The sequence below is a fragment of the Streptomyces sp. NPDC042371 genome, from assembly GCF_056437465.1.
Map to the genome: position 1 here is coordinate 92,321 of NZ_JBWKAP010000008.1, position 24,823 is coordinate 117,143.

Below are 24,823 nucleotides of genomic sequence, written 5' to 3' on the forward strand. Positions count from 1 at the left end.
CGTACAACGAACGGTCCGAGCCTCCCCCCTCGTGGCTCGGACCGTTCCGGTTCTGCGCGCGAAGAACCGCGCCAACAAGGCTAGTTGACTCTGTGTCAGTGTCCAATCACAGTAGCGACAGAAAGCTATCGACATATTTATAGTTGGGCGCGCCCTGAGGACACGAAGGGGAGGCACGTCGCCATGGATCTGGCCCTGCTGCGCACCTTCGTGACGGTGCACCGGGCCGGCTCCTTCACCCGCGCGGCAGCTCTGCTCGGGCTCTCCCAGCCTGCCGTCACATCCCAGATCCGCACGCTGGAGCGGCAGTTGGGACGGCCCCTCTTCCTGCGTCAGGCCCGCGGGGTGACCCCCACGACCATCGGCGACGAGCTCGCGCACAAGGCCGCACCCCATCTGGACGCCCTGGTGGAGATCGCCGAGACCGGCCTCGACGAGGACTCGTCGGTACGCACCCTCCACCTCGCGGGACCGCCGGAGTTCACCGCGGAGCGCGCACTGCCCGCACTCACCGCTCTGACCGGCCAGGACGGCCACAGCCACGCCCTGCGCGCCTCCTTCGGCACCGCCGAGGAGACGCTGGAAGGGCTCGCCGCAGGCCACCACGACCTCGCCATCACCACGGTCAGGCCACGCGGCCCGCTGCTCACCGCGACACCGCTCTGCGACGAGGAGCACGTCCTGGTCGCGGGGGAGCGCTGGGCGGCCCGGGTGGGGGCCGACGGGCTGCGTCACCGGGCGACGCTGCCGTTCGAGAACCTTCCGGTGGTCGAGGTCCACGAGTCGCTGCCGTTCGTCTCCCGCTACTGGGCCGCCGTCTTCGACGCCCGCCCCACGGCGTCGGGTGCCGTCATCGTGCCGGATCTGCGCGCCGTCCTCGCATGTGCGACCGCGGGCGCGGGGCTCGCCGTCCTGCCCCGCTACCTGTGTGCCCCGGCCCTGGAGCGCGGCGACATCGTGGCTCTGCTCGACCCTGTGGTGCCCCCCTTGCGTACGTACTTCTTGGCAGTACGCACCGGAACACTCTCCATGCCGCACATTGCGCGGGCGCACGAGTGGTTGCTGCGCGCTGCGGTCGACTGGGCTTGATGGGGGCCCGACTGGTTCACGATGTTTCACGTGGAACAGTCCGGGCCACATTTCCCCCATGACCGTCCGACCCGTGGTCAAGCGCACCGCACGCGCCGTCCTGCTGGACGGAGACGACCTGATCCTGATCAAGCGCAGCAAGCCGGGCGTCGATCCGTACTGGATCACTCCGGGAGGCGGCGTGGAGCCGGAGGACGACTCCGTCGTCGACGCGCTCCATCGCGAGGTCCACGAGGAACTGGGCGCCAAGATCACCGATGTCGTGCCCTGCTTCGTCGACACCGTCGAGCACATCGGCGAGGACGGCGGCGCGACCGGTGTGAAGGTGCAGCACTTCTTCGTCTGCCGCCTGGAGTCCATGGACACCGGCCTGCGGCACGGCCCCGAGATCGAGGAGCCGTGCGGCGAGTACGAGATCGTGCACGTGCCCTTCACGAGGGTCGGCATCGCCTCGGTCCATCTCGTGCCGCTGTCCCTGCGGCACTACCTGGACGGCAACATCGAGGGCGTACGCGCGATGCACGCCCCTGACCTGGGCTGACGCCCCCGCCCCGAGCTGGGCGACCTCCGCCGACCCCGCACAGGGCCTGCCTAGTCCGACGCCACCAGTTCCTCGACGGCGTCGTGGCGGATCCGGCCCTCCGGGATGCCGATGTCCCTCAAGGCGTCCACGCCGTTGCGGATCATGCCGGGCGGTCCCGAGAGGTACGCGTCGTACTCGTTCCACGGGCCGTACTCGCGCACGGCGTCCGGCAGTTGGGCCCGCTGGTCGACGACCGGCCGGACGGCGAGCCAGGGGTGGTACTGCTGCAGACGCAGCATCGTGTCGATGTCGTACAGGTCGTGATCGGTGCGCGCTCCGTAGAAGACCTCCACGGGGCGCCGTCTGCCGTGTTCCGCGACGTCCTCGACGAGGGCCTTGATGGGCGCGATGCCCGTGCCGCCCCCCAGACAGAGCAGTCCGCTGTCGGTGGTGTGGTCGACGGTCATCGAACCGGTGGGCGGTCCGAGCCGCAGGATGTCACCGGGACGGGCGTGGTGCACCAGGGCGTTGGAGACCCACCCGGCGGGCACCGCCTTGACGTGGAAGGACAGCAGCCCGTCCGGGCGTGGGGCCGACGCGAAGGAGTAGTGCCGCCAGACGCGGGGCCACCAGGGGGTCTCCAGGCTGGTGTACTGCCCGGCGAGGAAGGGGTACGGCTGGTCGGGCCGGACCGTGACGACAGCGATGTCAGAGGTCCTGAGGTCGTGCGCGACGACCTCGGCGAACCACCAGGCGGGGGCGCGCAGCTCGTCCTCGGCAGCCGCGTCGATCATGACCTGGGAGATCGTCGTGTACGTCCGGACCCAGGCTGCCTCGGTCTCCTGGTCCCAGCTCGCGCTCGCGTACCGGCTCAGGGCGCCGATCAGGCACTCGCCAACGGCCGGATAGTGCTCGGGCTGGGTGCCGTACTTCCGGTGTCCGCGCCCGAGGTTCTTCAGGTAAGAGACGAGCACGTCGGTGTGGTCGATGTGCTCGGCGGCGGTCAGCAGCGCCTTGAGGATGCGGTCGCGCTGGGTGTCCATCGCCACGGGGAACAGGGCGCGGAGGTCGGGGTGGCGGGTGAAGAGCAGCGCGTAGAAGTACGAGGTGACCTTGTCGGCGACGGGCGCTATTTCGGCCATCGTGCGCTGCACCAGAACGGCGTCGGGGGAGGCCTTCTGTGCCGCCTTCGGCTGCTGGGCGGATATCGGGGGCGCTGTGGACTGCGCCTGAGGAGACACGGCCTGCGCCTGAGGAGGAACAGTCCGCTGCTCCGGCGGAACGGCAGGGGCGGCGGATATTCGGCTGTCCTGCGGTTCGGCGGCGGGCGTCGCGAAGGCGCCGGGAAGGGCCTCCGTGGCGGGCGGCGCGGAAGCGTCGGGCTGGTGCTGCTCCCCGTCCTCCGGCCCCTTCGGCGTCTTGCGCGGGGTGAACCAGCCGCCTCCGTCGCCGGAAGTGCTGTCATCCGCCGACGTGGTGGTCGGAGCGTCCATGCTGTGCCTCGCCTCGAACATCTCTCGGTCGGTCTGCGCACTCCCTGCCGGAAGCTGCTTGCTGTCCCCGCCCTGTGCCGTCCCCGCCCTGTCTCTGTCCCCGCGCTTTCCGCCTCGATGGCTGATATGGCCACATTGAACCTCGACCCCGGACCCTACGGACAAGTAGGCCGAGAATGTGACATTGGCCGCAGCTGCCTCATCGCAGCATCCCATTCCCCGCCGCCGCGTCGGCGGCATAACAAGAAGTACGGGTTCTTGATCTCTATGCCCCGTTAGGCTTCTTTTACCTGCGCGCCGCGCCCCCGGAGTGCGAAGAGACCCACCCGGCACGGACCTTGATCGACCATACCGGCAGCCGCCGGACGCACAAGGCCCTCTCCCCTTCGCCTTGAATTCAAGGGGCCTGCCTGCCAATTGGCTCAATTACCGGTCGTGCCGGACCAATTCGTACGCCTTACGCAGATCACGCCCGACATAGGAGTGCGTGGCCAGGCTCACCAGCCGTTGATCCGCATTGACCGCCACGGAAACGGGCACCGCGCCGAACAAGTCCAGGTCGGAAAGCGAGTCACCGTACGCGACGCAATCGTCCCTGCCCAGCCCGAACTCTTCACAGAGCCGGTCCGCGATCTTCACCTTGGCCGCCGCGTTGAGGATGCCCGTCGGATCGACGGGCTCGGTGAACGGCACGGCAGGGAAGACCGACCCGTGCGCGGCATGGGCGCCCCACCCGACGAGCCGCTCCACGAAGAACGACGGCGACAGGGACACGACCGCGCAGTAGTCACCGCCCTCCCGGATCTCGGCCCAGGTCTCCTGGATGCCGTCGAGCCAGGGGGCGCCGTCGAAGGCCGCCGTCACTTGTGCCTCCGTGAGCTCCGCCCACAGGGCGTGCACCCGCGCCGCGTACTCGGGTGAGCCGAGGTGCCCTGCCACGAAGTCCCGCTCGAGTTCGGTGATCTCCGCGTCCAGGCCGAGCTGCCGCGAGATCTCCACCGGAGCCGCCGTGCCGTGCAGCAGCGTCCCGTCCAGATCGAAGAGGTGTAGGCGTGCCATGTACGCCGAGGCTAGTGCCCACGGCCGCTTCTGCCGTCGGAAGCCCCCGTCTTCTCCCTCGGTGCCGTGTTTCACGTGAAACGAGCAGCTGAACCGTGGCCAAAAGCTACGTGCTTCTGCCCACAAACGGGTGGACGCCGAGGATGTACGTCAGACAGCCTGACCCGCGTGTCGACACCTTCCCTCTCCGCACCGCCCATCCGCCGACTGACCCCCCGCGATCTGCGGGCCTGCGCCGATCTGTCCGAGGACCGGGGCTGGCCGCGTGAAGAACACAAGTGGGGCCTGCTGCTGTCGGCCGGAACGGGCTACGGCATCGACGCCCCTGACGGCAACGGCCTCATGGGCGCCTACGTAGTGACCCAGTACGGCCCTTATGAGCGCCCCGGTCTCGCGGCGATCGGCATGGTCCTCGTAGCCGAGCGGTACGCCCGCCAGGGCCTCGGCCGCCGACTGATGCAGTACGCCATCGAGGAAGCGGGCACCACCCCTCTGACTCTCCACGCGACCCCGAACGGCCGCCCCCTCTACGAGCAGCTCGGCTTCGAGGTGATCGGCCGGGCCGAGATGGTCAGGGGGCGCTTCGCCCCGGTGGAAGCAGTGCCCGATGTCGCCACCCGGCCCGCCACCGCGGAGGACCTGACCGCCATCATCCGGCTCGACACCGAGGTCTTCGGCCACGACCGCATGCATGTGATCACCCGGCTCCCCGCCTTCACGGACCAGCTGCGGGTCGCGGAGGCCGACGGCAGGATCGTCGGCTACGCGGGCGCCTGGCCCAACATGGAGACCCATGTCGTGGGCCCGCTCGTCGCACGGGACACCGAGACCGCGAAGGCGCTCATCGCCTCCCTCGGCGCCGGTACGGACCGACCGCTGCGCACTGACATCGACGTACGGCATGAAGAGCTTCTGGCGTGGGTGAAGGAGAGCGGCCTGGAGTCCGTCGCCTTCAACTCCGTGATGGCGTACGGAACGCCGGAGCTTCCCGGCGACTGGTCCCGCCGTTTCGCCCCGCTGACGGTCGCGGCGGGCTGATCCGGCAGTCGCCGCTGCCGGAAACTGCCGCGTCGACCACCGTCGGAAGCTGCCGCATCGCAGAAGGGCCCGCCCCCGGAATCTCCGGGAGCGGGCCTTCTCGTACGCCTCTGACCTGCTACGCGAGGGCCTCGACGGCCGCCGTCGCGAAGCCGTGGTCCTGCTCGGGCGCACCGCCGCCGACACCGACCGCACCGATCAGGCGGCCGTCACGGTGGACCGGAACCCCGCCCGCGATGAAGAGCAGGGGGCGGTCGAGCGCGGTGGGCAGGGTGTGGAAGAGGCCGCCGGGCTGGACCGCGTCGACGAGGTCGGCGGTCGGGGCGTTCAGCTGAAGGGCGGTGTAGGCCTTGCGGGTGCTGGTCTCACCGGAGATCAGGACGGCCCGGTCGTCGCGTCGGAAGGCGAGGAGGTGGCCGCCCGCGTCGAGGACGGTGACGCTGACCGTGACACCGGCTTCCTCGGCGGCGCGGCGGGCCGCGGTGACGAGGGCCTCGGCGTCGCCGATGGTCAGCGGGGCGACAGCGGTGGGGGTGGTGGTGCTCATGAGGGGTTTCTCCTTGTGGGGTGGTGCTTGGGGGTACGGAGGGGGATGGGGGGTCAGTGGTGGACAGGCGTCCGCTGCTCGACCGGTCCCGCGCTCGCCACGATCGGGCTGAGTGCTCCGGAGCGACGCTCCAGGGCGGCCGAGACGATGGCCAGGACGAGGGCGGAAGCGGCGAGCACCGCGCCGACCCAGTTGGGGGCGGTGTAGCCGAACCCGGCGGAGATGACGAGCCCTCCGAGCCAGGCCGACAGCGCGTTGCCCAGGTTGAAGGCGCCGATGTTGACCGCGGAGGCCAGCGTCGGGGCGCCCGAGGCGTAGTCCAGGACGCGCTTCTGCAGGGGCGGCACGGTCGCGAAGCCCAGCGCTCCGATCAGCAGCACGGTCACGGCCGCCGCGACCTTGTTGTGCGCGGTGAAGGTGAACAGACCGAGCACCAGGGCGAGGGAGCCGAGCGTCACGTACAGCATCGGCATCAGCGCGCGGTCCGCGAGCCGTCCCGCGACGAGGTTGCCGCCGACCATGCCGAGTCCGAAGAGGACGAGCAGCCAGGTGACGGAGGAGTCCGCGTAACCGGCGACGTCCGTCATCATCGGCGTGATGTAGGTGATGGCCGCGAAGACGCCGCCGAAGCCGAGGACCGTCATCGCCATGGCGAGCAGCACCTGTACGTTCCGGAAGGCCCCGATCTCGTCGCGCAGCCGTACGCCTTCGGGCTTGGGCAGGTCCGGTACGAGCTTGGCGATGCCGAACAGGCCGAACACACCGAGGGCGGCGACGATCACGAAGGTGATCCGCCAGCCGATGGCCTGGCCCACCAGCGTGCCGAGCGGAACGCCGACCACGTTGGCGACCGTGAGGCCGGAGAACATCATGGCGATCGCCCCGGCCTTCTTCTCGGGAGCGACCAACTCGGCCGCGACGACCGAGCCAATGCCGAAGAAGGCGCCGTGCGCGAGAGAGGCGACGACACGACCGGCCAGCATCACGCCGAAGACCGGGGCCACGGCGGAGAGCAGGTTGCCGACGACGAAGAGGCCCATCAGCAGCATCAGCATCCGCTTGCGCGGGATGCGGGTGCCGAGGGCGGTCATCAGCGGGGCGCCGAGCACGACGCCGAGGGCGTAGCCGGTCACGAGGAAGCCGGCCGTCGGGATGGAGACACCGAAGTCACCCGCGACCTCGGGAAGCAGCCCCATGATCACGAACTCGGTGGTTCCGATTCCGAAAGCCCCGATCGCGAGGGCCAGAAGCGCGAGAGGCATAGATCTACCTTCCAAACGATTGCAGGTGCGCTTAACGTGCGTCCACAATAGTTGCAGACGCGGGCTATGTGCAAGCGCTGGATATTGCACTGGGTGGACTACTCTGGGTGCAGCCGCTCCGGGACGGAGGAACAAGAGCCATGACAGCGACAGACCCCGCACTCACCGCGCTCGCCCAAGGCTGGTGCGCCCTCTCTTTGCTCCACGGGAAGATCGAGGCCCACGTAGAGCGCGCTCTCCAGACCAAGCACGGCCTGAGCGTGCGGGAGTACAGCCTTCTGGACGTACTCAACCGCCAGCACGACGGCGAGGGAGGCCACCTGCAGATGAAGCAGGTCGCCGATGCCGTGGTACTGAGCCAGAGCGCGACCACACGCCTGGTGACCCGGCTGGAGGAGCGCGGCCTGCTGGCCCGCTACCTGTGCCCCACGGACCGCCGCGGCATCTACACCGACGTCAGCGAGACCGGCGCCGCTCTCCTCGCCGAGGCGCGTCCCACGAACGACGCCGCCCTGCGCGAGGCGCTCGACGAGGCCGCGCGGAACCCGGAGCTCGCACCCTTGGTCAAGGCCGTCGAGACGCTGCGCGTGACCGCGTAACCGCGCAGCCCCATGGGCCGGGGCCTGCGCATAGGCTGCGGTCCATGGGAGATCTTGAAATACGCCCTGCTGTCACCGCGGATCTGCCCGCCATCGTGGGCATGCTCGCCGATGACCCCCTGGGCGCGGCACGCGAGTCGCCGGACGACCTCACTCCGTACGTCACGGCGTTCGAGCGGCTGGCCGGTGACCCGAACCAGCGTCTGGTCGTCGCCGTGCGCGAGGGACGCGTCGTCGGCACGCTCCAGCTCACGATCGTTCCGGGGCTCTCCCGGAAGGGCGCCACTCGCTCGATCATCGAGGGCGTACGCGTGCACGCCGACGAGCGCGGCAGCGGGCTCGGTACGCGGTTCATCGAATGGGCCGTAGCGGAATCCCGGCGCCAGAACTGCCAGTTGGTGCAGCTGACGTCCGACGCCACCCGTATCGACGCCCATCGCTTCTACGAGCGGCTCGGGTTCTCGGCGTCGCATCTGGGCTTCAAGTTGCAGCTCTGAAGCCACCCTTGGTTGCAACGGCAGCGGCAGCGCCAGATGCACCGGCAGCTGCAGATGCGCCCGTTTCACGTGAAACGGGGCCTGTTTCACGTGAAACAGGCCCCGTCACCATGCATCGTGAGGAACCTCCGAAAGACCAGGGGAACCAGAGAGCCAGAAGGCTAGAAGCCCCGCCACCCCTGCGCGTCCACTCCGCCCGGAATCGGCGCTCCCTCGTCGTACGGCTTGCGGGCGAAGACGAACGAACCCACATCGAGGTGGCTCACCGATCCGTCGGGCCGCCGCACCGCCTTCAACAGCTCCCCCGCGTAATACCCGTTGAGCCCCGTCCATGTGCCGTCACCGTTGGGCCGGAACCGGGCTGAGCGTCCCGCCCCGGACAACGGCCCCAGCTCCACCCCGCCATCGGCCGTCAGACGCAGCACGAGCACCTGAGTCCCCCAGTACCAGGGGCCCGCCAGCTCCAGCACCTTCTGGTCGACTTCGGGGAGCGGCCGCCAAGGCTCCGGGATCCGGGGCTCGGCATCGGCCACGATCTTCACCAGGTCCACGGCCAGCGCCGCCACCGGCGGCCCTGACGTGCAGTTGGCGAGCGCGACCGCGGCCAGACCGTCCGCCTCGCTCACCCACAGGGCCGCCAGGAAGCCCGGCAGCGAACCGCTGTGCCCCGCCAGGCTGCCCCTCTCCCACCGCAGCAGGTCCACTCCCAGGCCGTACGCCCTGTCCCATTCTCCGGTCGGCAGCGGCGCCGACGGCGTCCGCATCTCCCGTACGGAATCCGCACCGAGGACCCGGTCGTCGCCCTTGACCAGGAAGTGTCCAAAGCGCACCAGGTCCGCCGTCGTGGACCACAGCTGACCGGCCGGCGCCATCAGGCCCAGGTCCTCGGCGGGCTCCGGCATCATCACGTCCGCCCACGGGTGCACGGCCCAGCCTCCGGCATGCGGAGCCTGGGGCTGCGCACTCGTACGGTTCAGCCCCAGCGGTTCGAGCACCTCGCGGCGCAGCACGTCCTCCCACGGAGCGCCCCGCAGCGCCTCCACCAGCGAACCCAGCAACGTATAGCCGGGGTTGGAGTAGTGGTGGCGCCTGCCGACAGGGTGCTTGAAGGGCTCCTCACCAAGGACGTCCGCGAGCTCCGGGCGAGTCGTTCCCGGAGTGCGCTCCCACCACTCTCCCGGCGTCTCGGCCGCCAGCCCGCCGGTGTGCGCGAGGAGTTCGGCGATCGTCGCCTCCCCCGCGCCGGTTCCCGGCAGGTGCTTCTCCAGCGGGTCGCCGAGGTCAAGGACGCCCTCGTCACGCAGCCGCATCACCAGTACGGCGGTGAAGGTCTTGGTGATCGAGCCGATGCGGTACTGGACGTCCTCGTCCGGCTCGTGCCCGTCCACCATGCTGCGGCCACCGGCCCACACCAGCTCACCGTCCCGGGCCACCGCGGCCATCAGGGAGGGGGACCGGCCCTCCGTCTGGGCGGTGGCGATTCGGTGCAGCAGGGCTCGGCGGGTGGAAGGGAGCAGCTCTTCACGGGGTGTTGTCATGGGACCAGTTCACCTGGGAGGCGCCCGTGCGTCGAGCGAATTCGACGGGCCGACGGACCTCACCGACAGGTCTCCCGGGTCAGCACTCCCAAGGCTGTGAGCCCGCGCGCCGCCGGGTGGTGATGTTGATCCTGTTGAGCATGTTGGCCACGCCGATGGCGAGGACGATCGCCGCGAGCTCCCGCTCGGTGAAGTGGTGCGCGGCCTCGCCCCAGATCGCGGCCGGGACCGGGTCGGGCCGGTCGGCGAGCCGGGTGGCGGCCTCCGCGAGGGCGAAGGCGGAGCGTTCCGCGGCCGTGAAGCAGGACGAGTGCCGCCAGCCCGCGACCGCCGAGCGCTGCTCCTCGGTGGCACCCGCCGCGGCGGCACTGCGCACGTTTCCGTCCACGCAGACGCTGCTTCCGTTGATCTGGCTCACGCGCAGCTGCACCAGCTCGATCGTCGCCTGGGACAGTCCCTGCTTCCTGGTGACCTGGGACAGGCTCAGCAAGGCCGTCATGGCCTCAGGGATGATCAAGGCGGGGTTCTGCATACGAGCCTGCATGAGTTTTCTCCTCAAGCGTCTGCCCGGCGCCGCTGTTGGCCGCAGTGGCGTCGTTGTGGTCCGTCATTGCACCGACGAATCGCGACGCGGAGATGTGAGCGTCCCCGGCGACCAGAGGCCCGCGGCCGTCCCGTCGCGCAGGTGCTGCTCGTAGGTGACGACCTTGCCGTGGACGACCTCCAGACAGGCGTTGAGGTCGTCGATCTTCGCGCGTACGTCGCGCTCGTGCTCCTGGAGAAGCGCCAGGCGGTCCCGCTCGTTGCCGGGCCCGGAGCGTACGAGCGCTGCGAACTTCCTGATCGTGGCGATCGGCATGCCCGAGACCCGCAGCCGCCCGCACAGCAGGAGCCAGTCCACGTCCGCCTGTTCGTAGCTGCGCCGCCCTCCGCCGGTCCGCGGGATCTCGCGCAGGAAGAGCCCTTCTCGCTCGAAGAACCGCAGGGCGTGCACGCTCAGGCCGGTTGCCTCGGCGACCTTCCCGATGGACAGGCCACTCGTGTTCCCCTCGGGCGCGGCGCCCGGATACTCGCTCATGACGCGACCGTACGTTGCTGGTCGAGCTCTCTCTTGATCTAGCGCGCGCTCTAGGTTTTAGCGTCGCAGCCATGATCACCGAACAGCGGAAGCTCGGCACGGGCTTCGGCGCCCACAGCACGGCCGACGACGTTCTCGCAGGCATGCAACTGGCGGGCACCACGGCCCTTGTGACCGGCGGATACTCCGGCCTCGGGCTCGCGACGACCCGCGCCCTCGTCCGCGCGGGCGCGCACGTCGTCATCCCCGCCCGCCGCCCCGAGACCGCCGAGCACGCCCTGCGCGGCCTGCCCAGGACCGAGGTGCACGCCCTCGACCTCGCGGACCTGGAGAGCGTCCGCGTCTTCTCCGAACGCTTCCTCGACACCGGCCGCCCGCTCGGCATCCTCATCAACGGCGCGGGCATGATGGCCTGCCCGGAGACGCGCGTCGGCCCCGGCTGGGAGGCACACTTCGCCGTCAACCACCTCGGGCACTTCGCACTGACCCATCGTCTGCGCCCGGCCTTCGCACCGGACGGGGCCCGCGTCGTGGCCGTCGCCTCCTCCGGACATTTCCTCTCCGACATCCGCTGGAGCGACCTCCACTTCCGCACCGGTTACGACCGGTGGCTGGCCTACGCCCAGTCCAAGACCGCCAACGCCCTCTTCGCACTGCACCTGAACCACCTCGGCGCCGACCACGGCCTGCGCGCCCACGCCGTGCACCCCGGCAGCATCCTCACTCCGCTGCAGCGCCACATCCCGCGCGAGGAGTGGCTCGCGCAGGGCTGGGTGACTCCGGACGGGACGCCCGCCGTCGGCTTCAAGACCCCGGAGCAGGGCGCGGCAACGGCGGTGTGGGCGGCGACCTCGCCCCTGCTGGACGACCGGGGAGGGGCGTACTGCCAGGACTGCGACGTCGCCGAACCGGCCACCACCGACGACATGCTGATCGGCGGGGTCAAGCCCTGGGCCGTCGATCCCGACGCCGCGGCCCGGCTCTGGGACCTCTCCTGCGAACTCACCGGCCTCAGCGCGTTCTGAGGTTCTGGGCCCGAGCAAAATCCGAACGCTGCCGGAAGATGGACGCGTGCAGCTTCCCTACACCTACCGCGTGACCAAGTACGACCCGGCCGACCGCGACGCCCACGGTCACTACACCGGCGCCGAGGACAGCGTCAGCGACCACGGCGTGCAGGAGGCGGCCTACCTCCACGCGGTCCAGGCGTTCGCCGAGGAGGCCGGGATCGACCGGCTGTCCGTGCGCGAGCCGTGGGTCCCGTCCCTCGCGCACTTCGGCACCGGGCACCCCCCCCCCGGCCGACGCGGGGCACGGCTCGGGCGGCCTCGGGCTCGGGCTCGGCGCGCTCTTCCCGGCCGGTTCCGATGGCTTCCACGACGGCTTTCACGAAGGTTTCCACGACGGGGCGGAAGTATCGCTGGCCGTGGGGCTCGAGCTGACGCGTCTCATGCTGCGCGAGTCGGGTGCCTGGTGCCGACTGGAGTGGGAGGACGCGTTCGCCGTGCACGTGGGCTGGGACCAGTACCTCTATGTCGGCAGCGGTCGGCCCGTCGAAGGGGCCTTGGCCCGGACCCGCGCTCTGGGGCTGTTCCCGGAGCGCCTTGAGGCCTCTCCGTACGCCATGGAGATCGACGACGAAGGCATGGTCCGGCCTGGCGACGACGAGTTCTGGGACTGCGTGAGCTGGGCAGTCGCGAACGGCCGTGCCGGACTCCTGGAAGAGACGTACATCGACGGCGTGACGCGCTGGCACCGCCTCACCCACCGAGCCGTCGAAGAGGTCCGCTCCCGGATCGCTCCTCGCGCTCGTCTCGCGGTGTGGCCCGGCCTGTCGTCCGACACCGCAGCGGTCCTCGACGGCCTCCCCGCGGACGGCTTGGTCGAAGGAGTCTGGCAGGACGGGGATGGCCTGATCCACAGCGCTGTCGTCGACGAGACCGAGTTCGATCAGCTGGCCGACCGGCTGTACGGGGCCGACGCGGCGGCGCTCTTGTCCGTGGACGCCGATGAGCGCGTGCCCTTGTTCACCGCCGTCGTGCCGGACAGCGACGGAGTGATCCGCGCCCGCTGGCGGACCGACCCCGCACCCGGTGACCGCACGTACGCCTTCCTCAAGACGCTCCGCCGAGGTGACATCACCAGCGGCACGGTGGCCCACGTCGCCGACTTCGGTGTCACCTTCGTGGACATCGGCGGCAACGTCGGCATGGCCGACCGCTCCGGCATGGCCGACAGTTCCGGCTTCAAAGCGATCATCAACATCCCCGAGCTGTCCTGGCGCCACCTCGACCACCCGTCCGAAGCCGTCTCCGTCGGCCAGCAGATCCGCGCCGAGATCCTCGACGTCGACTTCGCGCGTGAACGCGTGTCCCTGTCCCTCAAGGCCCTCCACGCAGACCCGATGCCTCAGCTCCGGGCGATGATCGGCCGGACGGTAGTCGGCCCCGTCACCAAGGTCGTGCCGTTCGGCGTCTTCGTACGCATCGAGGAGCGGGCGGACGGCTTCGAGGGGCTGGTGCACGACTCCGAACTGGAGGAAGCGTCTTCGGACGGCCCTCGGCCCGGCATCGAGGTCGGCGCCACCCTCCGGGTCAAGATCCTCGACGTGGACCTGACCCGGCGACTCATCACCCTCTCGCACCGCCGGGCCGCCCCGGAGGCGTGACCCCGGACAGGGTGCGAACCCTCAGCCTGCGCCCTGCATGCGTCATCGCCTGCAGGGCCTCGCGAGCGGTTGCCTACTCCGGTGCCTGGAAGCCGCCGATCTCCTGCTCGAGCAGTTCGGCCAGCCGCAGCGGGGTGCGGTCCTCGAACATCGGGCCGATGAGCTGCACTCCCACGGGCAGGCCCTCGGGAGACCGGCCCGTGGGGATGGCGGTGGCGGGCAGGCCGGGCATGGTGGCCAGACCGGCCCAGACGAGCTGGTCGAAGTACGGGTACTCGACGCCGTCGATGTCGATCCGGCGCTCCCTCGGATCGGGGTTGTGGTCGTGCGGGAACGCGGGAGTGGGCGTGATGGGGCACACCACGGCGTCGAACTCCGCGAAGAGCTGCCGCCAGCCGTGGCGGTGGACCTCACGACGGTTGTTCGCCTCGATCCAGTCACGGTGACTGCACACCATGCCGCGCAGCAGCGCCGCATCGAGACTCTGGTCGTCCGCGCTCAGTCCGGCGGCCTGCGCCCGCACCTGCTCGTACTCCTCGACGGGAAAACGTGCAACGGAACTCGAGAACAGCAACTGCCGGTAGAGCATGGCGGCTTCGGTCAGATCGGGCAGCAGCGGACTGTGCCGTTCGACGTGGGCGCCGCCGTCGGCAAGCGCGTCGGCCACGCGCCGCACGCCCGCCCGCACCGCGGAACCGGTCGGAATGATCGGATGCTCGTCGAGGACCAGGACCCGGAAGTCGCCGAGCCGCTCGTGGCGCGCGGGCGGCAGCGTCAAGTCGTACGCCATACCGTGCGTCAGCGGATCCGGTCCGGCCATGACGTCGAGCAGGAGCGTGAGGTCGCGGGCGCTGCGCGCCATCGGCCCGACGACGGCGAGGTCGGGTTCGATCGGCAACGCCGGTCCGGGCGGCGGGACCATACCGCGGGTCGCCGCCAGCCCGAGCGTCGGCTTGTGCGCGTAGACGCCGCAGAAATGTGCGGGGGTACGCAACGAACCGGCGATGTCGGAGCCGATGGACAGCGCGCCGAATCCGGACGCCAGGGCCGCCGCCGATCCGCCGGAGGATCCACCCGATGTGCGGCTGTGATCCCACGGGTTGTTGGTGGTGCCGTAGATCTCGTTGAAGCTCTGTATGTCCTGCAGCCCCAAGGGCACGTTGGTCTTGCCGAGCACCACCGCGCCCGCGGCCTTGAGCCGCGACACCTGCACCGCGTCCTCGGTCGGCATGAAGTCCCGATGTGCTGGCATGCCCCAATTCGTGGGCATCCCAGCGATGTTGTAGGACTCTTTGACCGTCACCGGAATGCCGAGCAGCGGCCCGTCCTCACCGTCGGCGCGCGCCTGGTCGGCGCGGCGCGCGGCGTCCCGTGCACCGTCGAAGTCCGGCACACAGATGGCATTGATCGGCTTGTCGTCCCGCTCGATGCGGGCGATCGCCTCGTCGGTCAGTTCTGCCGAGGTCACTTCACCGGCACGCAAGGCAGCCGTCATTTTCTCGGCCGTCGGAAAAATCTGCTCCATGAATCGGGGACCGTAACGGCACCTGGAGGAGGGCAGGAAATGCCGATTCGCACAAGCGGACCGGATCAGGTCTGCGCCATGTCCACGAAGCGCGAGTAGTGGCCCTGGAAGGCAACGGTGATCGTCGCCGTGGGGCCGTTACGGTGCTTGCCCACGATGATGTCCGCCTCGCCCGCGCGCGGTGACTCCTTCTCGTACGCATCCTCGCGGTGCAGCAGGATCACCATGTCCGCGTCCTGCTCGATCGATCCGGACTCACGCAGGTCGGAGACCATGGGCTTCTTGTCCGTGCGCTGCTCGGGGCCACGGTTCAGCTGCGAGAGCGCGATGACCGGCAGCTCCAGCTCCTTGGCCAGCAGCTTCAGGTTTCGCGACATGTCCGAGACTTCCTGCTGGCGGCTCTCGGACCGCTTGGATCCGCCGGACTGCATCAGCTGCAGGTAGTCGATGACGACGAGCTTCAGGTCGTTCCGCTGCTTGAGGCGACGGCACTTGGCGCGGATCTCCATCATCGACAGGTTCGGGGAGTCGTCGATGTAGAGCGGGGCTGCGGAGACGTCCGGCATGCGCCGGGCGAGGCGCGTCCAGTCCTCGTCGGTCATGGTGCCGGAGCGCATGTGGTGCAGGGCCACGCGCGCCTCGGCGGACAGCAGACGCATGGCGATCTCGTTGCGCCCCATTTCGAGCGAGAAGATCACGCTCGGCATGTTGTGCTTGATCGAACAGGCCCGCGCGAAGTCGAGGGCCAGCGTCGACTTACCCATGGCGGGACGGGCCGCGATGATGATCATCTGGCCCGGGTGCAGGCCGTTGGTGAGCTGGTCGAGGTCGGTGAAGCCGGTCGGTACACCGGTCATCTCCCCCGACCGCGAGCCAATCGCCTCGATCTCGTCGAGAGCGCCCTCCATGATGTCGCCGAGCGGGAGGTAGTCCTCGGTGGTGCGCTGCTCGGTGACCGCGTAGATCTCGGCCTGGGCGCTGTTGACGATCTCGTCGACGTCGCCGTCGGCCGCGTATCCCATCTGCGTGATCTTCGTGCCGGCCTCCACGAGGCGGCGCAGCACCGCTCGCTCGTGGACGATCTCCGCGTAATACTCCGCGTTCGCCGCGGTCGGGACCGTTTGGACCAGTGTGTGCAGATACGATGCGCCGCCGACCTTGGTGATCTCACCGCGCTTGGTGAGCTCGGCCGCCACGGTGATCGGGTCGGCAGGCTCGCCCTTCGCGTAGAGGTCGAGGATCGCGGCGTAGACCGTCTCGTGCGCCGGCCGGTAGAAGTCGTGGCCCTTGAGGACCTCGACGACATCGGCGATGGCGTCCTTGGAGAGCAGCATGCCGCCGAGCACCGACTGCTCCGCGTCGAGATCCTGCGGGGGGACGCGCTCGAACGACGAACCTCCGCCGTCCCAGCCGCCCTCGCGGCCGCGGTCGTGCTGTTCGTCACGGCCCCGGCCACCTTCGCGGCGCTGGCGGGAGACGGGCAGACGGTCACTGGGACCGCTGTCGGCCCAGGGGTCGTCCAAAGGCTCGGAGATACTCACCGGGCCACCTCCTCCCGTCCGCCGTGCGGACCTCGCCGTGCCCCTCTTTCCTACGGCACGACACTGACAAATAAGGGGGCCCAACTCCGGTTCTGACGCGTCGGTTTTTCGGTCTTTCCGAGGTCGTACGAAGAGGCGGGCGCCGGACCACGGTAGGCCTGTGGGCACCGTCAGCCAATCTGGTTATCCACAGGCGGTGTGGATGACGGGCCCGATGCTGTGGAGAACTCCGCCAAACCTGTGCACGGCCCGGTGGACAGCCCTGTGAACAAGCCCTCAGCGAGTTTGCGAAACACGCCCTGACCTGCAACTTTCCCATCCACTGGCTGTGCAGAAGAAAAACTTTCCCAGTCGGACCAAGATCCCCGCAAACGACGCGTGACGGCGCGCCCGACAGGAGATCGAGTAAGGGTCTCAATAACATTGCATCTCTTACCTGTGGAAGATTAGATTGGTGTCCATGACACAGGCTCCCGCGCCGCCCAAGGCCGCCCGGCGAAGGCACGACCGAGAGATCATCGCCCTCGCCGTCCCCGCGTTCGGCGCCCTGGTCGCCGAGCCCCTCTTCGTGCTGGCCGACAGCGCCATCGTCGGGCACCTCGGCACCGCCCAGCTGGCCGGTCTCGGCGTCGCCTCGGCGCTCCTCACCACCGCGGTGAGCATCTTCGTCTTCCTCGCTTACGCCACCACAGCCGCCGTCGCCCGCCGAGTGGGCGCCGGTGACCTCCAGGCCGCCATCCGGCAGGGCATGGACGGCATCTGGCTCGCACTTCTCCTCGGTGCCGCCGTCATCGCCGTCGTACTGCCCACCGCACCCGCCCTCGTGGACCTCTTCGGCGCCTCCGACACCGCGGCCCCGTACGCCGTCACGTATCTGCGGATCTCCTCACTCGGCATCCCCGCCATGCTCGTCGTGCTCGCCTCCACCGGCGTGCTCCGCGGACTGCAGGACACCAGAACCCCGCTGTACGTGGCGATCGGCGGCTTCGTCGCCAACGGCGTCCTCAACATCGGCCTGGTCTACGGCGCCGACCTCGGCATCGCCGGCTCCGCCTGGGGCACCGTCATCGCCCAGTGCGCCATGGCCACCGTGTACCTCTTCGTCGTCGTACGCGGCGCCAAGCGGCACGGCGCCTCACTGCGCCCCGATGCCGCCGGGATCCGGGCCTGCGCACAAGCCGGTGCGCCGCTCCTGGTCCGCACGCTCTCGCTGCGCGCCATCCTGATGATCGCGACCGCTGTCGCCGCTCGCCTCGGCGACTCCGACGTGGCCGCCCACCAGATCGTTCTGTCCCTGTGGAGTCTGCTGGCCTTCGCGCTCGACGCCATCGCCATTGCCGGGCAGGCGATCATCGGACGCTACCTGGGCGCCAACGATCCGGAGGGCGCCCGCGCCGTCTGCCGCCGGATGGTTCAGTGGGGCGTCGCCTCGGGGGTCGTGCTCGGTCTGCTGGTCGTTCTCGCGCGGCCGGTGTTCATCCCGCTCTTCACCAGCGACGGCAGCGTCCAGGACGCGGCACTGCCCGCCCTCGTCGTGATCGCCCTCGCCCAGCCCATCTGCGGCATCGTCTTCGTGCTGGACGGCGTCCTGATGGGTGCGGGCGACGGACGGTACCTCGCCTGGGCGATGATCGTCACGTTGGCCGCCTTCACCCCCGTCGCCCTGCTCGTACCGACCTTCGGCGGTGGCCTGACCGCCCTGTGGGGAGCGATGACGCTGATGATGGCGGTGCGGATGCTGACCCTGTGGCTGCGCTCCCGCTCCGGCCACTGGATCGTCACGGGCGCCACGCGGTGACCGCTACGCAGCACCACTCGGTGAGCATTTGGCAGCACCACGCGCTGAGCATTTCGCGCTGTTTCACGTGAAACAGCGCGCCCTCTGCGCCGGACGTTCCACGAAGCCGGATGTTCCGCAAAGCACGTTGGGCCGCACCCCAAGGGGTACGGCCCAACGGTTGCTTCAGCTCTGCCAAGCGCAGTGCTTAGGCGGAGACGACCTCGACGTTGACCTTCGCGGCAACCTCGGGGTGCAGACGCACGGACGTCGCGTGGGCGCCCAGCGTCTTGATCGGCGCGCCCAGCTCGACACGGCGCTTGTCGACCTTCGGACCACCGGCAGCCTCGATCGCCGAAGCGATGTCGGCCGGGGTGACGGAACCGAAGAGACGACCGGCGTCGCCGGAGCGAACGGCCAGACGGACCTTGACGCCCTCGAGCTGGGCCTTGATCTCGTTGGCCTGCTCGATGGTCGCGATCTCGTGGATCTTGCGCGCACGACGGATCTGCGCGACGTCCTTCTCGCCACCCTTGGTCCAGCGGATCGCAAAGTTCCGCGGGATCAGGTAGTTGCGGGCGTAGCCGTCCTTGACGTCTACGACCTCGCCGGCGGCGCCGAGGCCGGAGACCTCGTGGGTGAGGATGATCTTCATTAGTCGGTCACCCTTCCCTTATCGCGCGGTGGACGTGTAGGGCAGCAGCGCCATCTCACGGCTGTTCTTAACGGCCGTGGCGACGTCACGCTGGTGCTGCGTGCAGTTGCCGGTCACGCGGCGGGCACGGATCTTGCCGCGGTCGGAAATGAACTTCCGCAGCATGTTCGTGTCCTTGTAGTCCACGTACGTGACCTTGTCCTTGCAGAAAGCGCAGACCTTCTTCTTAGGCTTGCGCACAGGCGGCTTCGCCATGGTGTTTCTCCTGTGTGATCAAGAAGTGTGGGTACGGCCCACCCCTCGGCCCGAAGGCCAGAGCCCTGAGGCTTAGAAGGGGGGCTCGTCCGAGTAGCCGCCACCGGAGCCGCCGGAGCTTCCGCCCCAGCCGCCACCGCCGCCGCCCTGCTGCTGGTTGCCGCCAGCCGGAGCGCCGGTCGCCCAGGGGTCGTCGGCGGGAGCACCGCCGCCGCCACCCTGCTGCTGACCGTTGCCGGAGCCACCGCCCCAGCCACCGCCCTGCTGGCCGCCGCCACTGCCGCCGCCGTAACCGCCCTGGCCGCCTCGACCGGTGGTCTTGGTGACCTTGGCCGTGGCGTTCTTCAGGCTGGCGCCGACTTCCTCGACGTCGAGCTCGTAGACCGTGCGCTTGATGCCCTCACGGTCCTCATAGGACCGCTGCTTCAGCCGGCCCTGCACGACGACGCGCATGCCTCGCTGGAGCGACTCCGCGACGTTCTCCGCCGCCTGACGCCAGACCGAGCAGGTGAGGAAGAGGCTTTCGCCGTCCTTCCACTCGTTCGTCTGGCGGTCGAAGGTGCGGGGGGTGGACGCGACACGGAACTTCGCGACCGCCGCACCGGAGGGGGTGAAGCGCAGCTCGGGGTCGTCGACAAGATTGCCGACGACCGTGATGACGGTCTCGCCTGCCATGGGGGAACCTCTCGGCGGGTTTGCTGCTGGCTGCTTGTTGCTGCTACTCGATTCCCGGGTGCTGCTGAGCTAAGAAGCTCAGTGCATCTCGGGACGGAGGACCTTGGTCCGGAGGACCGACTCGTTCAGGTTCATCTGTCGGTCGAGCTCCTTGACGACCGCAGGCTCGGCCTGCAGGTCGATGACCGAGTAGATGCCCTCGGGCTTCTTCTTGATCTCGTAGGACAGACGACGACGGCCCCAGGTGTCGACCTTCTCGACCTTTCCGTTGCCCTCACGGACGACAGAAAGGAAGTTCTCGATCAGCGGGGAGACAGCGCGCTCCTCGAGATCGGGGTCGAGGATGACCATCACTTCGTAGTGACGCATGTGGAACCCACCTCCTTTGGACTCAGCGGCCACGGTCGTTCCGTGGCAGGAGGGTCGTGATGCGTACGCAACGGTATCGGCAGCCACTGACAATCGACTCCCGCGAGCGGGGGCTCATGATGTGGCCTGGGCAGACACCGGTGCAGACGGTACACAGTACCCGCACCGAGGCTTCCGGTTGAAATCCGGCGGTGGGCGGGCAGAATCTGTACACATCGGGTGTCTATGGCGCTACGATGCGCCGCCTTCCGCAGGAGGTGCCTCTCATGGCACAGGTAATGCGACCGAACACCGCCACTTCCCTCTTCGCCACGGACGGCAAGCCTCATCCGCTCCAGGACACGCTGCTGGGCGTGACGCTGGTGCTCGGGGCGATCGCCTTCGTGACCGCGATGTTCCACAACCTCCATCTGATCAGCTCGTGGGCAGGCCTGATCGGGATCGCCACGGGCGCGTACGGCCAGTTCATCTCGGTGACGACGCGTGAGCGCTTCGGCCTGATCCTGGGTCTCGGAGCCTCGGCGGTCGGCTTCTTCCTGGGCATGGCACACGGCGGACTTTTCGGCGGAGTCGTCGGCTGACGGCCTCGCGGGGCCCCGGTCGCACGAGCGGCCGGGGGCCTTAGTCCCGTACGCCCAGACGGGTCGCTCGCAGGGCGCAGTAGGCTTCGGCGCGAGAGCCGGAGCCCCTGTACCCATGGGGACACACCAGCCCGAGGAGCGCCCCGAATGAGTCTGACCCTGAGGACCATCAGTCGCGAGCAGCATCTGGCATATATCCAGACACTGCCGTCGGCGAGTCATTGCCAGGTCCCGGCATGGGCTGACGTGAAGAGCGAATGGCGCTCGGAGAACCTGGGCTGGTTCGACGACAGGACCGGTGAGCTGGTCGGTGCGGGCCTGGTGCTCTACCGGCAGCTGCCCAAGCTCAAGCGTTATCTCGCGTACCTGCCCGAGGGCCCGGTCATCAACTGGTACGCCCCGAACCTCGACGAGTGGCTGCAGCCGATGCTGGCGCATCTGAAGCAGCAGGGCGCCTTCTCCGTGAAGATGGGTCCGCCGGTCGTGATCCGTCGCTGGGACGCTCCGGCGATCAAGGCCGGCATCCAGAACCCCGACGTGAAGCGGCTGCGGGACACCGAGGCGACGTACATCGAGCCGCGGGCCTTCGAGGTCTCCGACCGGCTGCGCCGGATGGGCTGGCAGCAGGGCGAGGACGGCGGCGCCGGCTTCGGCGACGTGCAGCCCCGCTTCGTCTTCCAGGTGCCGCTGGCCAACCGCTCCCTGGACGAGGTCCAGAAGGGCTTCAACCAGCTGTGGCGGCGCAACATCAAGAAGGCCGAGAAGGCCGGCGTCGAGGTCGTCCAGGGCGGCTACCACGACCTGCCCGAGTGGCAGCGTCTCTACGAGATCACCGCGGTGCGCGACAAGTTCCGCCCGCGGCCGCTCGGCTACTTCCAGCAGATGTGGCAGGCCCTCAACTCCGAGGACCCCAACCGCATGCGGCTGTACTTCGCGCGGCACAACGGCGTGAACCTGTCGGCCGCGACGATGCTCGTCGTCGGCGGGCACGTCTGGTACTCCTACGGCGCATCGGACAACATCGGGCGCGAGGTCAGGCCCTCGAACGCGATGCAGTGGCGGATGCTCCGCGATGCGTACGCCATGGGCGCCACGGTCTATGACCTGCGCGGCATCTCCGACTCGCTGGACGAGACGGACCACCTCTTCGGCCTGATCCAGTTCAAGGTCGGCACCGGCGGCGAAGCCGCCGAGTACATCGGCGAGTGGGACTTCCCGCTCAACAAGCTGCTGCACAAGGCGCTGGACATCTACATGTCGCGCCGCTGATCCCGCACAATTTCCTTCCATAACTCTGATACACCGCAGACACGAGAAAGGTTCCGGGATCCAGCCATGGCGCTCACGCTCTATGTCGACACCGCGCGCTGGCGGGCACACCAGAAGCACATGCTGGAGCAGTTCCCGGGCATCGTCCCGGTCTGCAAGGGCAACGGCTACGGCTTCGGGCATGAGCGCCTCGCCGAGGAAGCCACGCGCTTCGGCTCCGACGTGCTCGCCGTGGGCACCACCTACGAAGCCGCTCGCATCAAGGACTGGTTCAGCGGCGACCTGCTGGTCCTGACCCCGTTCCGGCGGGGCGAGGAGCCGGTGCCACTGCCCGACCGCGTCATCCGCTCCGTGTCGTCGCTCGACGGCGTGCACGGCCTCGTGGGGGCCCGCGTCGTCATCGAGGTCATGTCCTCGATGAAGCGCCACGGAGTCAGCGAGCAGGAGCTTCCGCAGCTGCACGCCGCCATCGAGGACGTACGCCTCGAAGGCTTCGCGATCCACCTGCCGCTGGACCGCACCGACGGCTCGGACGCCGTCGAGGAGGTCATCGGCTGGATGGACCGTCTGCGCGCGGCCCGCCTGCCGCTGCACACCATGTTCGTCAGCCACCTCAAGGCCGGTGAACTGGCGCGTCTTCAGCAGCAGTTCCCGCAGACCCGCTTCCGTGCCCGCATCGGCACGAACCTCTGGCTGGGCGATCACGAGGCCACCGAGTACCGCGGTGCCGTCCTCGACGTCACCGCCGTCGCCAAGGGCGACCGCTTCGGCTACCGCCAGCAGAAGGCTGCTTCCGACGGCTGGCTGGTCGTGGTGGCCGGGGGCACCTCGCACGGTGTCGGCCTGGAGGCCCCGAAGGCGCTGCACGGCATGATGCCGCGGGCCAAGGGTGTGGCGCGCGCGGGCCTCGCGACCGTGAACCGCAACCTCTCGCCCTTCGTCTGGGCGGGCAAGCAGCGCTGGTTCGCGGAGCCGCCGCACATGCAGGTCTCGATCCTCTTCGTGCCTTCGGACGCCCAGGAGCCGAAGGTCGGCGAGGAGCTGGTGGCCCACCTGCGGCACACCACCACGCAGTTCGACCGGATCGTCGACCGCTGAGGCGGATCGATCCAGCACGCGGAGGGGCCGGTACGACGACGATTCGTACCGGCCCTTCCGCGTTTGTGAACGGCTCTTCCGCGTGTGCGAACGCTCCTCAGCCCGGCAGATCGGCCGCCGAACCCCACTTCACGGCGGGCGCCTCCGAGGTGTGCAGTGCGGTCCGCCTCGAACGGCCCGCGTTCCCCAGCACGAAGACGTCCCGCGCGCCGTCCAGGACGCCCCCTGACGGGTCGTCGTCCCCTGCGATCCGCACCACGTCCCGCTCCGGCATCAGGATGTCGCGCACGATCACGGCACACAGGTACAGCGTGCCCAACAGATGCACGACGATGGCGAGTTGGTATCCCTCGGTCGGCAGCCCCTTGTGGGCGTCTCCGCTCGTCGTGTACGCCAGGTAGAGCCAGATCCCGAGGAAGTACGCGACTTCGCACGCCTGCCAGATCAGGAAGTCGCGCCAGCGCGGCCGGGCGAGCGCGGCGAGGGGGATCAGCCACAGGACGTACTGCGGCGAGTAGACCTTGTTGGTGAGGACGAAGGCGGCGACCACCAGGAAGGCCAGTTGTGCGAAGCGCGGGCGGCGCGGGGCGGTGAGTCCGAGGGCGCCGACTCCCAGACAGGCGAGGAGCATCAGCACGGCCGCCAGGGTGTTGACCGTGTCGGTGGTCAACGGGGAGTCCATCCGCTGGGAGAGGATCAGCCAGAAGGAGCCGAAGTCGACGCCGCGCTCCTGGCTGAACGTGTAGAACTTCGACCAGCCGTCGCTCGCGAGCAGTATCACCGGCAGGTTCACGACCAGCCAGGCGCCCACCGTGCCGAGCAGCGCGGTCCCGAACTCCCGCCATCTGCCCGCGCGCCAGCACAGGATCAGCAGCGGGCCGAGGATCAGTACGGGATACAGCTTGGCGGCCGTGGCGAGCCCGAGGAGCACACCGAAAGCGACGACGCGCGCGCGTGACCACATCAGCATCGCGGCGGCCGTGAGGGCCACGGCGAGCAGGTCCCAGTTGATGGTGGCCGTCAGTGCGAAGGCCGGTGCGAGGGCGACGAGCAGCGCGTCCCAGGGGCGGCGCCGGTGGGTGCGTGTCACACAGACGGCGACGACCGCGGTGCAGGCCATCAGTATCCCGGCGTTGACCATCCAGTAGATCTTTTCCTGGTGCTGGATGGATCCGCTGCCGGGCGTCACCCAGGACGCCATCTCCATGAACACCCCGGTGAGGACGGGGTACTCGAGGTACTCCATGTCACCGGGGAGCCTGTCGAAGTACGGCACCAGGCCGTCGGCGAAACCGCGTCCCTGATAGAGGTGCGGGATGTCGGAGTAGCACGCATGCGTGTACTGCGAGCTGGCTCCGAAGAACCACGCACCGTTGTAGCACGGCATCTTCTGGATCATCCCGAGCGCGAACATCCCGAGCGCGATGAGCGCGATGACGCGCACGGGAGTCCACCAGGAGGCGGCGAACAGCACTCTTCGGCCTACCGGGCCGCCAACCAGCTCACTACCGGCCCGGGCGACCTCGTCCTCCCTCGTGGGCCGTACCGGCTCCTGTTCCTGCTCCTGCGGGCTCACAGGCTCGTACGCGCTCGTGCGCGGCGTCTCTGCGCTGGGGTCTGCACTGGGCATGCCCGACATCCTGCCGTACGCGACTGGGAACGCGGAGAGGGCCGCCGCACCCATCGG

The 24,823-nt window shown here is 69.0% G+C and carries 25 protein-coding genes; 11 read left to right on the forward strand and 14 right to left on the reverse strand.

What is annotated here, in order from left to right:
* Positions 1-183 precede the first annotated feature (183 nt).
* Positions 184-1,089, forward strand: coding sequence for a LysR family transcriptional regulator (locus AC068B_RS24570; RefSeq protein ID WP_478673826.1), 906 nt, complete (start codon positions 184-186; stop codon positions 1,087-1,089).
* A 58-nt stretch (positions 1,090-1,147) separates the two neighbouring features.
* Complete coding sequence (locus tag AC068B_RS24575; protein ID WP_478673827.1) at positions 1,148-1,630, forward strand: NUDIX domain-containing protein; 483 nt, start codon at positions 1,148-1,150, stop codon at positions 1,628-1,630.
* 50 nt (positions 1,631-1,680) lie between these two features.
* Here the strand turns inward: AC068B_RS24575 and AC068B_RS24580 are convergent, their stop codons facing one another.
* Both AC068B_RS24580 and AC068B_RS24585 read right to left on the reverse strand, forming a co-directional pair.
* Entirely contained in the window at positions 1,681-3,105 is a 1,425-nt protein-coding gene (locus AC068B_RS24580) for a globin domain-containing protein (protein WP_478673828.1), read from the reverse strand.
* A gap of 426 nt (positions 3,106-3,531) precedes the next feature.
* Positions 3,532-4,164 (reverse strand): HAD family hydrolase, encoded by a 633-nt coding sequence (locus AC068B_RS24585; protein ID WP_478673829.1) that lies wholly within the window; start codon positions 4,162-4,164, stop codon positions 3,532-3,534.
* A 168-nt stretch (positions 4,165-4,332) separates the two neighbouring features.
* Here AC068B_RS24585 and AC068B_RS24590 point away from each other — a divergent pair, with 168 nt between their 5' ends.
* Complete coding sequence (locus AC068B_RS24590) at positions 4,333-5,202, forward strand: GNAT family N-acetyltransferase (RefSeq protein ID WP_478673830.1); 870 nt, start codon at positions 4,333-4,335, stop codon at positions 5,200-5,202.
* A gap of 118 nt (positions 5,203-5,320) precedes the next feature.
* Here the strand turns inward: AC068B_RS24590 and AC068B_RS24595 are convergent, their stop codons facing one another.
* Together AC068B_RS24595 and AC068B_RS24600 are read right to left on the reverse strand one after the other, a co-directional pair.
* Positions 5,321-5,749, reverse strand: coding sequence for a GlcG/HbpS family heme-binding protein (locus tag AC068B_RS24595; RefSeq protein ID WP_356261120.1), 429 nt, complete (start codon positions 5,747-5,749; stop codon positions 5,321-5,323).
* A gap of 53 nt (positions 5,750-5,802) precedes the next feature.
* Positions 5,803-7,011 carry an MFS transporter gene (locus AC068B_RS24600; RefSeq protein WP_478673831.1) on the reverse strand — a complete coding sequence of 403 codons (1,209 nt, stop codon included), beginning with the start codon at positions 7,009-7,011 and terminating at the stop codon, positions 5,803-5,805.
* A gap of 140 nt (positions 7,012-7,151) precedes the next feature.
* Here AC068B_RS24600 and AC068B_RS24605 point away from each other — a divergent pair, with 140 nt between their 5' ends.
* Positions 7,152-7,610, forward strand: coding sequence for a MarR family winged helix-turn-helix transcriptional regulator (locus AC068B_RS24605; RefSeq protein WP_478673832.1), 459 nt, complete (start codon positions 7,152-7,154; stop codon positions 7,608-7,610).
* 44 nt (positions 7,611-7,654) lie between these two features.
* A complete protein-coding gene (locus tag AC068B_RS24610) occupies positions 7,655-8,107 on the forward strand; it encodes an N-acetyltransferase family protein (protein WP_478673833.1) in 453 nt (150 codons plus the stop codon).
* Between the two features lie 161 nt (positions 8,108-8,268).
* Here the strand turns inward: AC068B_RS24610 and AC068B_RS24615 are convergent, their stop codons facing one another.
* From AC068B_RS24615 to AC068B_RS24625, 3 genes are all read right to left on the reverse strand, one after another.
* Positions 8,269-9,645 (reverse strand): serine hydrolase domain-containing protein, encoded by a 1,377-nt coding sequence (locus tag AC068B_RS24615; protein WP_478673834.1) that lies wholly within the window; start codon positions 9,643-9,645, stop codon positions 8,269-8,271.
* 79 nt (positions 9,646-9,724) lie between these two features.
* Positions 9,725-10,189 carry a carboxymuconolactone decarboxylase family protein gene (locus AC068B_RS24620; RefSeq protein ID WP_478673835.1) on the reverse strand — a complete coding sequence of 155 codons (465 nt, stop codon included), beginning with the start codon at positions 10,187-10,189 and terminating at the stop codon, positions 9,725-9,727.
* Between the two features lie 63 nt (positions 10,190-10,252).
* Positions 10,253-10,723, reverse strand: a complete 471-nt coding sequence (locus AC068B_RS24625) for a MerR family transcriptional regulator (protein ID WP_478673836.1) — start codon at positions 10,721-10,723, stop codon at positions 10,253-10,255.
* 71 nt (positions 10,724-10,794) lie between these two features.
* Between AC068B_RS24625 and AC068B_RS24630 the strand changes: the two genes are divergently transcribed.
* Entirely contained in the window at positions 10,795-11,748 is a 954-nt protein-coding gene (locus AC068B_RS24630) for an SDR family NAD(P)-dependent oxidoreductase (RefSeq protein WP_478673837.1), read from the forward strand.
* 401 nt (positions 11,749-12,149) lie between these two features.
* Positions 12,150-13,391 carry a S1 RNA-binding domain-containing protein gene (locus AC068B_RS24635; RefSeq protein WP_478673838.1) on the forward strand — a complete coding sequence of 414 codons (1,242 nt, stop codon included), beginning with the start codon at positions 12,150-12,152 and terminating at the stop codon, positions 13,389-13,391.
* 73 nt (positions 13,392-13,464) lie between these two features.
* Here AC068B_RS24635 and AC068B_RS24640 read toward each other — a convergent pair whose 3' ends face one another.
* On the reverse strand, positions 13,465-14,916 hold the full coding sequence (locus AC068B_RS24640; protein WP_478673839.1) for an amidase: 1,452 nt from the start codon (positions 14,914-14,916) through the stop codon (positions 13,465-13,467).
* Between the two features lie 65 nt (positions 14,917-14,981).
* Positions 14,982-16,457, reverse strand: a complete 1,476-nt coding sequence (dnaB, locus tag AC068B_RS24645) for a replicative DNA helicase (RefSeq protein ID WP_478673840.1) — start codon at positions 16,455-16,457, stop codon at positions 14,982-14,984.
* Positions 16,458-16,917: 460 nt separating this feature from the next.
* Here dnaB and AC068B_RS24650 point away from each other — a divergent pair, with 460 nt between their 5' ends.
* Positions 16,918-18,255: an MATE family efflux transporter gene (locus AC068B_RS24650; protein WP_478673841.1), complete on the forward strand. Its 1,338-nt coding sequence runs from the start codon at positions 16,918-16,920 to the stop codon at positions 18,253-18,255.
* Between the two features lie 187 nt (positions 18,256-18,442).
* Here the strand turns inward: AC068B_RS24650 and rplI are convergent, their stop codons facing one another.
* The 4 genes from rplI to rpsF form a co-directional block, all read right to left on the reverse strand.
* The gene (gene rplI / locus AC068B_RS24655) at positions 18,443-18,889 is read right to left on the reverse strand and encodes a 50S ribosomal protein L9 (RefSeq protein WP_268772296.1); all 447 of its coding nucleotides are present in this window, start codon (positions 18,887-18,889) and stop codon (positions 18,443-18,445) included.
* Positions 18,890-18,907: 18 nt separating this feature from the next.
* Entirely contained in the window at positions 18,908-19,144 is a 237-nt protein-coding gene (rpsR, locus tag AC068B_RS24660; RefSeq protein WP_003949403.1) for a 30S ribosomal protein S18, read from the reverse strand.
* A gap of 72 nt (positions 19,145-19,216) precedes the next feature.
* Entirely contained in the window at positions 19,217-19,819 is a 603-nt protein-coding gene (locus tag AC068B_RS24665) for a single-stranded DNA-binding protein (protein ID WP_478673842.1), read from the reverse strand.
* Between the two features lie 78 nt (positions 19,820-19,897).
* Positions 19,898-20,188: a 30S ribosomal protein S6 gene (rpsF, locus tag AC068B_RS24670; RefSeq protein WP_016644628.1), complete on the reverse strand. Its 291-nt coding sequence runs from the start codon at positions 20,186-20,188 to the stop codon at positions 19,898-19,900.
* Between the two features lie 266 nt (positions 20,189-20,454).
* Between rpsF and AC068B_RS24675 the strand changes: the two genes are divergently transcribed.
* From AC068B_RS24675 to AC068B_RS24685, 3 genes are all read left to right on the forward strand, one after another.
* Positions 20,455-20,769 (forward strand): hypothetical protein, encoded by a 315-nt coding sequence (locus AC068B_RS24675; protein WP_055565789.1) that lies wholly within the window; start codon positions 20,455-20,457, stop codon positions 20,767-20,769.
* A gap of 147 nt (positions 20,770-20,916) precedes the next feature.
* A complete protein-coding gene (locus AC068B_RS24680) occupies positions 20,917-22,038 on the forward strand; it encodes a lipid II:glycine glycyltransferase FemX (RefSeq protein ID WP_055565790.1) in 1,122 nt (373 codons plus the stop codon).
* A 66-nt stretch (positions 22,039-22,104) separates the two neighbouring features.
* A complete protein-coding gene (locus tag AC068B_RS24685; protein ID WP_468565652.1) occupies positions 22,105-23,136 on the forward strand; it encodes an alanine racemase in 1,032 nt (343 codons plus the stop codon).
* Between the two features lie 97 nt (positions 23,137-23,233).
* On the opposite strand, the gene AC068B_RS24690 is transcribed toward AC068B_RS24685, so the two are convergent.
* A complete protein-coding gene (locus tag AC068B_RS24690) occupies positions 23,234-24,766 on the reverse strand; it encodes a glycosyltransferase family 87 protein (RefSeq protein WP_478673843.1) in 1,533 nt (510 codons plus the stop codon).
* Between the last annotated feature and the right edge of the window lie 57 nt (positions 24,767-24,823).